We start from the raw sequence: 12546 nt of genomic DNA, 5'->3' as shown, positions 1-12546 counted from the left end.
CCCGCATTGGCTTCATGCAGCCGAACGCCGCCGGATTCGACCAGCAGCAGCACGGCGGCCGGACGCTCGTCCAGGGCGCGCTCCAGCAGGCCGACAATCTTCGCGCCATGCACCTCGCCGACGGCGCCGCCCAGCGAATGTCACAGATCGCATCCTGTGGCCTCGAACTTCTGCATAAGCCCGTGAAGCTGGAGGACTTGCGCCGCAATATAGCGTCGATGATTCGTCGATCCACATCAGCTGTGCAGGGCCAAGGGTGAACCATTGCTGCTGCGGCCCAGTCTACGGTCGGAGAATATCGACACCTCGTTTTTCTCGAAATATTGCAGCAATCGGCCAACGGTTTGGACAGGGCCGATACAATGGGCGGGCAGGCAGACGGCGTCGATTTCGGCGCCAACGGATTCGGCAACTGAGCGAACCGACGGAATACAAGACTGTTGCAATCAAAGGAGCGCATCGCCCAAGGAACTGGCGCGCTGCACGAAAGTTCAGGAAAAGACACAAAGCCGTCGGCGCGCCTGCCAGCGAAGCGGGAGCGACAACAATATTTTCCATCGGGAGCGATCATGGGTTCTTCATTGCAGCAGAGGCGAGTCTTCCTCGTCGCAGGCGACTTCATGCTCAACCAAGCGCTTTGCTATGCGCTGGAGAACGAGGGGGCCGAAGTTGTCGGGCATCCAAGGTCCGTCAAGGCTGCACTTGATTTTTTGGCCGCCAAACCGATAATTGACGCCGCCTACGTCGACGCTGATCTGACCGGTAGAGATTTCTTGTCCGTGGCAGAGGCGCTGCATGCTCGCGGCATTCCCTTCGTCTTCGCCACATTCGAGGAACTTGAGGCCTTGCGCGAGCGGTTTCCAAAATCGGGCATATGCCATATGCCGTATGACCTTATGTCCCTTCGCGATGGCTTGCTGGCAGCGGTGGAGCGCGAAGGCGAAAAGTCGTTTTCGGCTTCTGGCCGCGCATAGCGCTCGAACGCGTCGGCCGTAAAGTTTGAAGTGCGCTCGCCTTCCTGCGGCGCGTCTACTCCGCCGCAGACGAGCTGGCGATCTCCGTCGAGGCTGCAGCGGCGCGTTCTGAGCCAACGAAGCTTGACTAGCCCATGATCTGATCCCAAAGCGACCTGCTGAATTCTCAGGCTTGTGATCGCGACGACGCCGTGATGTAGTCCCGTTGGGGTAGGGAACGCTCCGAGATGTCCAATTGGGTTGTTGTTTATTTCAGTCTCGCGCGACAACCTGAACAACGAAGCCCAGCGATTGAGGCGAAGTTGAATGCGCTGATCCATGCGCGCGCTTTGCAGCGCCAAGGAAGCGAGATCATTAGAATTGAAGGCCCCGGGGGCTTGAATATTTCGGCAGATGAATTTTTCGATTGGCTCAAGGGATATTCCGATTGCCAGACGTTTGGGTGAAAAAAGAGCCCCCGCGGCAAAGTAACGTTCGTCAGAACGCCCAGTCGGGTTGGACATTGCGATAGCCGCGACGTCGTTTCGAGGCCTCCAGCCGATTGAAGATTCGCGGGGAACTTGCGCGGTGCCTAACGGAAGCATTGATGGGAAGCTCGGGACCTTGAAGGCGAACATCGCGCCCTGATGGACGTATCCCTCGCGCGGGACGGCGCGCGCGCAGGCGAATCGCTGGCGGCGCACCTCCAGATGACGGCCGATGTGGTGCTTGAGGCCATCAGAAACGATCAGACGATGCGGAAGTGGTTCACCGATCTCCAGATCATGGCCACGAGATGAGCTCTCACGAACGAGGGCTATTGTGTGTCTGGACCTAGACCCTATGTTCGCCGGGTAGAAGCGATGGCGGCCCGCCCCACAGCATGTCCCTAATCGAGGATTGCGCCGGGCTGGCCGGCGCCGAGCCTCAGCCGTCGCAGAAGCGGCTGCGCCAGTCAGAATTCGCGCAGATCCTGGTGCGCCGCCGTCTGAAGCGACTTCGGCAACTTTTTGAGAACATTTCCTGATTTGTGAAACCAGCACCTCTGATGCCGCGTCGTCGAAAACGCTTCCTCTAACGCCTTCCAGAAGCCGAGCGCGCCGTCGCCGACCGCGAGTTCCGGCGCCAACGCCAGGCCGCGCGCCTTCAGGTCGACCAGCAGCTCCTTCCAGCTCTGCGCGCTCTCGCGAAAGCCGGCCTGAAAGCCAACCGGTTCTTTCTTGCCCTCCGGCGTGGCGCCGATCACGACCAGCATGCATTCGGCCTGCGGCTCCATGCGCGCCTGGAGATAAACACCGTCGGCCCAGAGATAGACGTACCGGCGCGCGGCGAGATTTCTCTTCTGCCAGCGCTGATATTCGTCCTCCCATTCGCGCTTCAGCCTCGAAATGACCGACGGTGAGAGATTGGGCGCATCCTTGCCGAGCAGCGCCGCCAGGACGTCCTGAAAATCGCCGGCTGAAACGCCGCGCAGATAGAGCGCCGGCAGCAGCGCGTCGAGGCTCTTGGTGCGCCGCGCCCATTGCGGCAGGATCGCAGAGGAATAGCGGATGCGTTCGCTTTCGCTCGCCGCGCCGCGGTCACGGGCTTTGGGCTTCTGCACCTCCACCGGCCCGATCCTTGGATCTGACGAACAGGATCATGCCCGTGGCGAACAACCCGCTGCCGGCCATCCGCCAGCATCTTGTCCGCATGGTCCGCAATAAAACCACCGCCTGCGCGATCAGCCGCTTGGCTCCTAATCGCAAGATTTCGGTGAGCGGATCGTCGATTTCCTCTTCTGACGCAGGACGACGACTTTATTCTCATTCATGGCGTAACGCTCCTTCGGGAGGTTCGGGCAGGTTTGGTCACCAACCCCGTTACGCCGCCTTCCTCACGCCGTCATCAGTAGAGTCAGAGAGAGGCGCGGTAGCATATTGCGCCCCGTTTCCCCTCCCTGCTCATCAAACCGAACGTGCGGATTTCCCGCATTCGGCTTTCCGACTGGCTTCATTGTAGGGCACACGCCGGCGACAAGCCGCGCCCGCGACTTCGAAGACGCAGCACTCCCAGCTCTCCGTAGACGTGCTCCCGTGAGAACCGGTTGGTGCCGCGCCCTGGCGCTTTATGTCGTTTGCATAGGAAGTTGCGCACTCGGTCATAGACGTGATCGTCAACGGCTCGATACGCCGCAGCGAGAGCGCCATAGCCGAAATACGCCGACCAGCCGCCCAGAAGGCGGTTCAGTCGCTTTTGCACTTCAGGCCATGCGCTCTTGTTGCCCGGGGACAACATGTCGTGGACTTTCAGCTTGATCCTTTGCACGCTCTTCTTGGATGGGCTCGCGCCCAGATACCAACGACCATCTTTGGGAAAATGGCGTGGTCCCAGCGTGTAGCCAAGAAAGTCAAAGCTTTCCTTCCGGGCGTTCCTCACCGAGGTTTTGTCCTCGTTGAGCGTCAGCCCGAGCTTCGTCATCACCGCTCTCGTCCACGTCAGAGCCTCATCCGCGTGTCCGCGGCTGAGTATGACGAAGTCGTCCGCGTAAGAGATAACGTGACCTTGGAATGCTTCGCTACATCCGGTGAGACGCCAATGCTTCAGAAAGCGGTTCATGTAGATCGTGGCGAGCAAAGGACTTGCGACACCGCCTTGCGGAGTGCCGCAGCCGTTGCTTTTGCCGCCGCTCATACGCCGCGTTCCGTCGCCGTCCCGTTCTTCGACCGGCGCTTTCAGCCATAGCTTGATCAGCCACAGCATATGCCGATCGACGATGCGGCGGGCCACCGATTTAAGAAGGGCCGCATGCGGGATCGTGTCAAAATATTTCGACAAATCAGCGTCTAACACGTCAGTATAGCCCCGGCAGATCAGCCGGTGCGCTTCCTTAACCGCATCGACCGCGCTGCGTCGCAGTCGATAGCCGTATGCGCTATCCTCGAAGTCCGCCTCGAATATCGGCTCCAGCACGAGCTTGGCGGCGGTCTGAACAACCCGATCCCGTATTGTTGGAATGCCGAGCGGGCGTTCGCCGCCGCCTCCCGGTTTCGGAATTGTCGCCCGTCGCACCGGATCGGGCCGGTACGTCTTCGAAACGAGTTCCTCGCGTAAACCCGACAGCCAAGCTTCTACGCCCGACGCATCGATTTGCTCGAAAGTCACCCCGTCCACGCCTGAGGCCCCCGCATTGGCGCGAGCCAGCATATAAGCGTGGCGAAGGATATCTTCGCGGTAAACCTTATCGTAGAGCAGGTAGAAGCGGAAAGCGGGTTCCGTCTTCGCCTTACAATAGAGCTTCCTCTGAAGGGTCCTGATCTTTTCGGGCGTTTCAAGGCTCATCGCCAATCACCCTTTCCTCTCCATCTTCGAAAGCACACCAGAAGTCAGGGCCCTTTCCTCCGCCGGCGTTACCCGGCCTCAATGGTAGTACGACCCTGTCCGACCCCCACCTGATCCAACGCCTCATGCGCTGTTGAAGCCGCGACCCCCGATCAGATGGGTCTCCCCCGATTACCCGCGTTGCCCTTCCAACGTGCCGTGTCCATTACCCCGGCGGACCGAACAGGTGCATGTGTCGATTGCTTCCCTGTCCGCACGGCCTTCCCCAAACTGAGGGTGGGTCGGCGTCCGCATCGGATCTTTCGAGGCCTGCTCAGACTTCACTCGCGTTACGGCCCGCTGGATCGCTCAACCGCCCAGGGCGGCCTTTGTCACGAGGCTCCGATCCCGCCAGTTACCCAGCCGAACCGCTCGTCAGCTACCAGATCAATCGACAACTCTCCGGGTGGAATCTCCCTCCACAAGCAACACGCGCCTTCGGGGCGCACCCCAGTTTTCCGCCATAGCTCACGCCAATCTGGCGTCATGCTTACCGCCTGGACCCGCATCCGGAACAGACGAACCGGCACCGCCCTGTCCCGCGACGATCAAGCTGAGAACGGCGCGTCAATCAGGATGAGAATCGCCGTGAGGGCGTGACGGAGTGAGGCCTTAGGCCGAGCGCAGTCACGCCCCCACGGCGAGGGGTTTTTTCGAAAGCCTTCCGGCGGTCGCAGCCGGCTGGGTAACGAAGGGATTTTTCCGCAGGAGGAATCGCTTTGTGCCCGGCCGCCACGTCACCGACCACCAGATGAGGCTTTTCATGAAGTTCCGTCAGACCGAGACGGTCGCGGTCGCCGCCGCAAAGGCGTCCATCAGCCAGGCTTCCGGCTATCGCATCCAGAACGATCCACGTCTGCCCTCCGCCAAGAAGGAGCCGCGCGAGCGGCGCCGGCCCGATCCCCTGGCCGAGGTTTTCGACCAGGAGGTCGTGCCAATGCTGAAAGCCGCGCCGGGCTTGCGGTCCATCGCAATCTTCGACGAGCTGATCCGCCGGCATCCCGAGTTGGGTCGCGGCGTGCGGCGCACATTGGAGCGGCGCATCCGCACCTGGCGCGCGCTGCATGGCGCCGAGCGCGAGGTGATTTTCCGTCAAACCCATGAGCCCGGCCGGGTCGGCCTGTCCGACTTCACCGCCATGGGCGATCTCAAGGTCACCGTCAGCATCGCCGGCGAGCCGCTCGACCACCGGCTCTATCACTTTCGCCTAGCCTATTCCGGCTTTGAACACGCCCATGTCGTGCTCGGCGGCGAAAGTTTTTCTGCGCTCGCCGAAGGCTTGCAGAACGCGCTGTGGTCGCTGGGCGGCGCCCCGGAAGAGCACCGCAGCGACAGTCTTTCCGCCGCCTTCCGCAATCTCTGTCCCGACGCGCACGAGGATCTCACCCGGCGCTACGACGAGCTGTGCGCGCATTACGGCATGACGCCGACGCGCAACAACAAAGGCGTGGCCCATGAGAACGGCTCGATCGAAAGTCCCCATGGCCATTTGAAGAGCGCCGTCACCGACGCGCTGCTGCTGCGCGGCAGCGGCGACTTCACCGATCTTCCCGCCTACCGCCGCTTCATCGACGAGGTCGTCAGCCGCCGTAACGCACGCGACCGCCAGCGCATCGAGGCCGAGCGCGCTTGTCTGAAGACGCTGCCCGCGCGCAGAACCTGCGACTACGAGGAAGACAGCGCCTATGTCACTTCCTCCGGCGGCTTCATCCTGCGCCGCGTCTTCTACACCGCGCCATCGCGCCTGATCGGGCACAGGCTACGGGTGCGGCTCTATGACGACCGCCTCGAACTCTTTCTCGGCAGCTCCAAAATCGAGACCTTGCCGCGCGGACGCGCCGCCCCCGGCAAGCGCGGCCAGGTCGTCGACTACCGCCATATCATTCATTCGCTGCGCAAGAAGCCGATGGCGCTCAGGAATCTGGTCTATCGCGACCAGCTCTTTCCACGGCAGGCGTTCCGGCGCGCGTTCGATGTTCTGATGGAGCGACTGCCGGAACGCCAGGCATGCCGGACGACGGTCGATCTCCTCGCGCTCGCCCATGAGCGCTGCTGCGAGGCCGAACTCGCCGAGGCGCTCGACGAGATTTTGGCGCGCGGCGAACTGCCCGATCTCGCACGTTTGCGCGAACGGTTTGCGCCTGATCCCGCCCGGCTGCCGGAGGTCGCCGTCGAACTCGCGCCGCTTCAGGCTTATGAAGAGTTGATGGGAGACGCCGCATGAACACGCCGCACACGTCCATCGACGCCGCCCGGCTCTCCTTCCTGCTCAACGAGCTGCGCCTTCCGGCCATCAAGACCCTCTGGCCGCGCTTCGCCGAGACCGCCGACAAGGAGGGCTGGCCAGCCGCGCGTTTCCTGGCGGCCATCGCCGAGCACGAACTGGCCGAACGCGATCGGCGCCGGATCGAGCGTCATCTCGCCGAAGGAAAGCTTCTACCCGGCAAGACGCTGGAGACCTTCGCCTTCGATGCCGTGCCCATGATCTCGAAGGCGCAGGTCATGGCGCTCGCCGCAGCCGACGCCTGGCTCGAAAAGGGCGCCAATCTTTTGTTGTTCGGGCCGCCCGGCGGGGGAAAGAGCCATCTGGCGTCCGCCATCGGCCTCGCCCTCATCGAGAACGGTCATCGCGTCCTGTTCACGCGCACGACCGACCTCGTGCAAAAGCTGCAAGCCGCGCGACGCGATCTGGCGCTGGAGGCGGCGATCAATCGGCTCGACCGCTTCGACCTGCTCATCCTCGACGACCTCGCCTATGTCACCAAGGATCAGGCCGAAACCAGCGTCCTGTTCGAACTGATCAGCGCCCGCTACGAACGGCGCTCCCTGCTGATCACCGCCAACCAGCCCTTTGGCGAATGGGGAAAGGTTTTTCCCGATCCCGCCATGACGCTCGCCGCGGTCGACCGCCTCGTCCACCACGCCATCATCTTCGAGATGAATGTCGAAAGCTATCGACGGCGCCATGCGCTCGAACGCAAGCGCGGGCCAGGTCGACCGGCAAGCCAGGCGACGCCTGCAAATCTCGCTGAAGCCGAACTCGCCGAATGACGCGCCGCGACAATCAGCGACAAAATCCGCTTGCGCGCGTCAATCAACGCCGCAATGATCAGCGTCGCCGCGACTACGGATTCTCACTTTGATTGTCGCGCGCCTCTCACCCAGATTGTCGCGCTACAACCGCCCCCAATTTCGGAGAACGGCAGATCGTCGTGAAGGCCGAGCTTGTCCCATTCGAGCGCGACCGATCTTTTGCAGCCGTCGCGCGTGCAGATCACCCACACGCTGGTAAGGCCCATTTGGGCTACCGATGGCGGCTGTCTGCGGCCGATCGACACGTTAAACGACGGATTAACCCCTTGAACCTTGGCCAACGCGCCGGTTCAGCTAGGTTTTCACGCCAGTTGAACAACGCTTCAGTTCCTGCCCTGCGGTGTTCTGTAGGGTTCAGTCAACACCAGCCGAAGTCAGGCATTCGTCATGAATGAGCACTTGCAACGAGCCCTTATAGAGGTGCTTTACGCCATCGCAGAATTCAACCAGGGATATGCGACTGCACCGCGAGACGAACAACACGCTGAATCCTTCGCCCGGCTCTGGGTCACCAAGGCCAACTTAGAAAAGCTCCTCATCCTCCAGGAGGCCGGCGAGACAAAACGCGCTGCTTGAGCCTCGAAACGTTCGCAGGACGGCGCTGTGCTAGACCTCAAATTCTAGCCCGGCGCCGCGAGCAATGATAGGGCGATCACGGCGAGCAGGCAGGCGATCAAGGCGAACTCTAAAGCATGTGCAGTTGGTTCATCGCGCCATCGCCTCAGCTCCATTTCCGTTATCCTCAGCGTTTATCAATCGAGCGGGATGAAGCGGGCCAGTTAGCGTGCGGTCGTCGTGATGCAAGCCGCATCTAGTCAGTAATTGCCGTAACGTCGCCTTGCCTTGCGATGTGTCAAAGCCCCTTCTTTAGCCTCACACCCGCCCCGCCGCCATTTGGGAATGGTAATTACCCAGGCCTCTTTTGCGCTTTGACGTAGCAAGGCGCAGGCGTTTGCGGGGCTCTTGCCAGGCTTGAGAAACTCTGAATCCATGTCGGCATGGATCGCAGTGGTTTGCAGCAGCTCAGCAAAGTGAAATGGACCCCGTTTTTGGGACCGGCGGTTAAGTTGGAAACGAGCCGTTCTGTTTGATAAACGGAGCGGACGATGAAGAAGACGAGACGCAAGATTGACGGGGCGTTGAAGGCGAAGATCGCCTTGGAGGCGATGCGCGAGCAGGCGACGATTGCGGACCTGGCGCAGCGCTATGAAGTTCACCCGAACCAGATTTACGCCTGGAAGAAGCAGTTACTGGAAAATGCGGCGCGGGCGTTTGACGCCAGCGTCGGCGTGGACGCAGAGGCGACGCGGGAGAAGGAGATCGAGAAACTCCACGCCAAAATCGGCCAACTCACTGTAGAGCGCGATTTTTTAGCCAAGAGGTCCGGAAGATGAGCGCGCCGGACCGTCGAGGCCTGCTTGACCGCGCCGACGAGAAGCTGTCTGTCCGCCGGCAATGCGCCTTGTTGGGTGTTGCGCGCTCCGGCGTCTATCGGCCGAAAAAACCGGCCAACGACAACGACCTCGCGCTGATGCGGCGCATCGACGAGATGTACACGTCCTGGCCCTTCCTCGGCTCGCGCCGGATCGCGCGAATGCTGAAGGAGGAAGGCGAGACGATCAACCGCAAGCGCGTGCAGCGGTTGATGCGCCAGATGGGGATCGCGGCGCTGGGGCCGAAGCCGAACACCAGCAAGCCGGCGCCGGGGCACAAGATATACCCCTATCTTCTGCGCGACCTGAAAATCGAGCGGCCCAACCACGTCTGGGCGGCCGATATAACCTATCTGCCGATCGGTCGCGGCTTTCTCTACCTCGTCGCGATCATCGACTGGGCGACGCGCGCGGTGCTGTCCTGGCGCATCTCCAATACGGCGGACGCATCCTTTTGCGTGGCGGCGCTGGAAGACGCGCTGGCGCGCTTCGGCAAGCCGGAGATTTTCAACACCGATCAGGGCTCGCAGTTCACGAGCGCCGCCTTCACCGGCGCCCTGAAGGCGGCGGAGATCAAAATCTCGATGGACGGCCGCGGCCGGTGGATGGACAACGTCTTCGTCGAGCGGCTGTGGCGTTCGCTGAAGCACGAGGACTTCTACCTCAAAGGCTACGCCGATGGACTCGAAGCCAAGGCCGGCCTCGGCAATTGGATCGAATTCTACAACAACCGCCGCCTTCACCAATCCCTCGGCCACCGGCCGCCGATGGTGGTCTGGCACGAAGGCATGGCGGCGGAGAAGGCTGTGGACATGATGGACAACGCTGCCGCGTTGACCACATGCCCACACCCACAGCAGCAGACAAAGCCTTTGGCTGCGTGATAAAAAAAATCCGGAGCGGCTGGCTTCCAATTACGAAATCGCATCAAGCGGTCCCGCTTCGCGGGTCCATTTCAAAGAGCAGTTGATCGACTTGGTGCTGCAACTTCAGCGGCCCGACAAAACCTCGCGCACTTCGTCGAAGCCGCCTTTCGACCGACAGGAAAGAGAAGCGTGAAAATTCTCGGCCTGGCGGGGCGAAGCCCGGCCATGAGCCTCACAATCGCCGGCTCGCCGACAATCCCGACGAAATCCGCGATCACCGGCCAACGCATTGCGCGTTCTGCGGCGGCGCCGTGTCGGCGGACGCCGACCTGGAATTAATCGGCGAATACGATGAGATCGACATTCCGCCGGTCACCCCCATGTCGTCCGCCACCGGCGCTTCGCCTGCCGCTGCCAGCATTGCGGCTCTGAGGCGAAAGGTCCGGCGCCGGCGGTCGCCACCACAACGCCTTTCGGGCCGCGCATCCATGCGCTCGCCATGCATTATAAGGGTTTCCAGGCGCTGTCCTATGAGCGGCTGCGCCTCATTTTCCGCGACGCGTTCGGGCTTTGCGTCAGCGAGGGCGCGCTGGGTAACATGTTCATCCGCACCCACGCGCGTTTCAAAATCGAGGTTGAAAAGGCCAAGGCGGTCCTTCGCGCCGCGCGCGAAGTGGCCAGCGACGAGACCGGCGTCCGGATTGAGGGAGCGAACGCTTATCATTGGGTCTTCCACTGCAAGGACGCCGTGGTGCATCAGCCCGATTATTCCCGCGCCGCTCGCGTCGTGAAAGAGACGATGGGGGGCCACAGACCCCAGGTGTGGATCTCGGAACGCTATTCGGCTCAGCAATCGCATGGCCAGCGCCACCAGACATGCCTGGCGCATCTGGCGCGCGATGCCGCCTTCGCTCTGGAGCATGGATCGGATGATTCTTCCTCTGCACTTCAAGCTCTGGTTCGTCCCATGGAACTGGCGGCCCCAGAGCAAACAAGCCGAAGCAGCCTGAGCGTCATCCTCCAACTCCGCCGGGCCGCCCGCGTGCTTCACCGGAGGGATACCCAGTAGCTGACTGGTCGCCGCGAAGCAGACGGTGGCGAGGAAGTTGACGGCCTTACGGTCGTATCGTGTGGCCATGCGACGGAAGTCTTTGAGACGGCAAAACATGCGATCAATGGCGTTGCTGTTGCGATAGAGGGGCGCTAGAAGCAGTTCGGCGCCGCAGCCTTTGTCTGCATGCAGGATGTCGCCGTCGGAAAGCCGCACGACTTGCCTCTACGCCGCGCTGCATGACCGCGCACAACCTGAATAAGTCCGTTGAAGTTGCAACACTTGCAGGCTGTCCCACGCCCCTCATCGGCCGCCGTCGACCTAATACAGGCGCCTTTATGACGCATTGGCGACAAAAATGTTATGATGTTCAATGGTGTAAATCGTTTATTGATAGAGAGGCTCTACCTGTGGTTGTTGGCGGGCGCGGCTTTCCACCCGACCCGGCATTTCCCGCCGTATAAGGCGCCTCAATGATCGCTGCTGTGAGCCGGCTTCGAACCGGAAACGAGATAAGAATTATCTGCGGAGAAACTCCGCCATCGGCTCCGCCCTGTCCTTTCAAACCGGGCTGTCCGGCTGAGCGCCGACACAACGGAACTGCCGTGGCCATGCGCGGAACGCACAGGGCTGAAACCGATCCGAATAAGTTCGGGAGCGAGAGCATATGGCCGCGCATGCCAGGCTGACTACGCTGGAACCCGACGGGTTGCAAAGATTCCAATCGTTGCAGCTCGAGGCGGCGGATAGTGTGACGAAGCTGATCTACCCCTCGTCGACGGCAACGCCAGAGGCGCTCTCGACGCGCTCGCAGGAGGCCTGCCGCCAAGAAGCCTGTCGCGAGCACATTGTCATCTGCCTCGCGGTGCTTCGCCCCGTAATGGAATTCGGTCTGTTGCAGCCGATGGTCGACTATCTCGTATGGTCGAGGAGCGTCTGGCTCGCCCGCGGCTTGCCCGTGGACGATTTAGCGACGTCGCTTGACGGGTTGGCGGCGTTCTTCACCCGACAGATGAAAGGGAGGGAAGGTCGCGCTGTCGCCGACGCGCTGCGAGCGGCGCAGACCGAGTTTCACGAGGCGGCCAATACGTCTCATGCGAACCAATCCGAACCCGGATATCGCGACGAGCGGGCCGCGTTCCTGACGGCGCTGCTGGCCGGACGGCGCAAGGACGCATTTTCGTTCGTGGACCACTGGTTCTCCGAGGGACGTAACCTGGTCGAGCTGGAGCAATATGTCATCGCGCCGGCCCTCCACCAGATCGGGGACATGTGGCAGTTGAACCAGGTGACGGTCGCTCAGGAGCATATGGCGACTGCGATCGCGCAATCCGTGATGACCGTAGGTTTGCTGCGATCGTCTCCGCCCTCGATGTTGGACAAAAAAGTACTGCTCGCATGCGTCGAAGGCAATATCCACGCAGTCGGGCTGAACATGGTGTCCGACGCATTCCAACTCGACGGATGGGAGGTTCAGTACCTCGGCGCGAACATGCCCACCGCCTCGCTGGTCGAACAGATTGTCGAGTCGTCGCCCGACCTTGTCGGTCTGTCGGTGTCCTTTCCTGAACACCTGTGTTCGGTCAGGACCATCGTCGCGAAGCTCGACAGCCGCCTCGGCGCGTCCCGTCCTCGCGTCATCATCGGCGGCCTGGCGATAAGAACATTCGCTTCACTCGCTGGCGCATCGCATGCCGACGCCTTTATCCCCACAGCGGCCGCGGCGGTCGCCTATGGCAACCAGTTGGTGGAGGCGAGAGCCAGTGCCTAGTTACTCCAGTGATTTCCAA

At 61.5% G+C, this 12546-nt stretch carries 10 protein-coding genes and 3 pseudogenes; 9 read left to right on the top strand and 4 right to left on the bottom strand.

Going from position 1 to position 12546, the window contains the following annotated elements; all coding sequences use genetic code 11:
* A pseudogene (locus M2320_RS19720) lies at positions 1–134 on the bottom strand (biotin-independent malonate decarboxylase subunit beta); the annotation flags it as partial.
* Positions 135–440: 306 nt separating this feature from the next.
* On the opposite strand from M2320_RS19720, the gene M2320_RS19715 reads away from it, so the two are divergent.
* The 3 genes from M2320_RS19715 to M2320_RS19705 all read left to right on the top strand — a co-directional run bounded on the left by M2320_RS19715 (position 441) and on the right by M2320_RS19705 (position 1753).
* Entirely contained in the window at positions 441–974 is a 534-nt protein-coding gene (locus M2320_RS19715) for a hypothetical protein (protein ID WP_264598746.1), read from the top strand.
* A 227-nt stretch (positions 975–1201) separates the two neighbouring features.
* The gene (locus M2320_RS19710; RefSeq protein WP_184429999.1) at positions 1202–1420 is read left to right on the top strand and encodes a hypothetical protein; all 219 of its coding nucleotides are present in this window, start codon (positions 1202–1204) and stop codon (positions 1418–1420) included.
* 180 nt (positions 1421–1600) lie between these two features.
* Entirely contained in the window at positions 1601–1753 is a 153-nt protein-coding gene (locus M2320_RS19705; protein ID WP_264598745.1) for a hypothetical protein, read from the top strand.
* A 60-nt stretch (positions 1754–1813) separates the two neighbouring features.
* On the opposite strand, the pseudogene M2320_RS19700 reads toward M2320_RS19705, so the two are convergent.
* Positions 1814–2766, bottom strand: a pseudogene (locus tag M2320_RS19700) (IS256 family transposase); the annotation flags it as partial.
* 179 nt (positions 2767–2945) lie between these two features.
* Complete coding sequence (gene ltrA, locus M2320_RS19695; RefSeq protein ID WP_264598744.1) at positions 2946–4274, bottom strand: group II intron reverse transcriptase/maturase; 1329 nt, start codon at positions 4272–4274, stop codon at positions 2946–2948.
* A gap of 760 nt (positions 4275–5034) precedes the next feature.
* Between ltrA and istA the strand changes: the two genes are divergently transcribed.
* From istA to M2320_RS19670, 5 genes are all read left to right on the top strand, one after another.
* Positions 5035–6537, top strand: a complete 1503-nt coding sequence (gene istA, locus M2320_RS19690; protein ID WP_425540698.1) for an IS21 family transposase — start codon at positions 5035–5037, stop codon at positions 6535–6537.
* Entirely contained in the window at positions 6534–7364 is an 831-nt protein-coding gene (gene istB / locus M2320_RS19685; RefSeq protein ID WP_264598737.1) for an IS21-like element helper ATPase IstB, read from the top strand. The genes istA and istB overlap by 4 nt, the downstream gene beginning before the upstream one ends.
* Before the next feature lie 429 nt (positions 7365–7793).
* Complete coding sequence (locus M2320_RS19680; protein ID WP_264598736.1) at positions 7794–7982, top strand: hypothetical protein; 189 nt, start codon at positions 7794–7796, stop codon at positions 7980–7982.
* A 530-nt stretch (positions 7983–8512) separates the two neighbouring features.
* A protein-coding gene (locus tag M2320_RS19675; protein WP_425540697.1) for an IS3 family transposase occupies positions 8513–9723 on the top strand; the annotation gives its coding sequence in 2 pieces (ribosomal slippage) (positions 8513–8789 and positions 8789–9723; 1212 coding nt in all).
* 481 nt (positions 9724–10204) lie between these two features.
* Complete coding sequence (locus M2320_RS19670; RefSeq protein WP_184429994.1) at positions 10205–10774, top strand: IS66 family transposase; 570 nt, start codon at positions 10205–10207, stop codon at positions 10772–10774.
* Here M2320_RS19670 and M2320_RS19665 read toward each other — a convergent pair.
* Positions 10753–10903, bottom strand: a pseudogene (locus M2320_RS19665) (IS5/IS1182 family transposase); the annotation flags it as partial. The gene M2320_RS19670 and the pseudogene M2320_RS19665 overlap by 22 nt on opposite strands.
* A gap of 520 nt (positions 10904–11423) precedes the next feature.
* On the opposite strand from M2320_RS19665, the gene M2320_RS19660 reads away from it, so the two are divergent.
* Positions 11424–12527 carry a cobalamin B12-binding domain-containing protein gene (locus M2320_RS19660; RefSeq protein ID WP_184429993.1) on the top strand — a complete coding sequence of 368 codons (1104 nt, stop codon included), beginning with the start codon at positions 11424–11426 and terminating at the stop codon, positions 12525–12527.
* Positions 12528–12546: the final 19 nt, after the last annotated feature.

It is taken from the genome of Rhodoblastus acidophilus (genome assembly GCF_025961575.1).
GTDB classification, from domain to species: Bacteria; Pseudomonadota; Alphaproteobacteria; order Rhizobiales; family Beijerinckiaceae; genus Rhodoblastus; species Rhodoblastus acidophilus_C.
The sequence above is the reverse complement of the archived record's forward strand: the minus strand, read 5'-3'. Positions and strand labels throughout refer to the sequence as shown.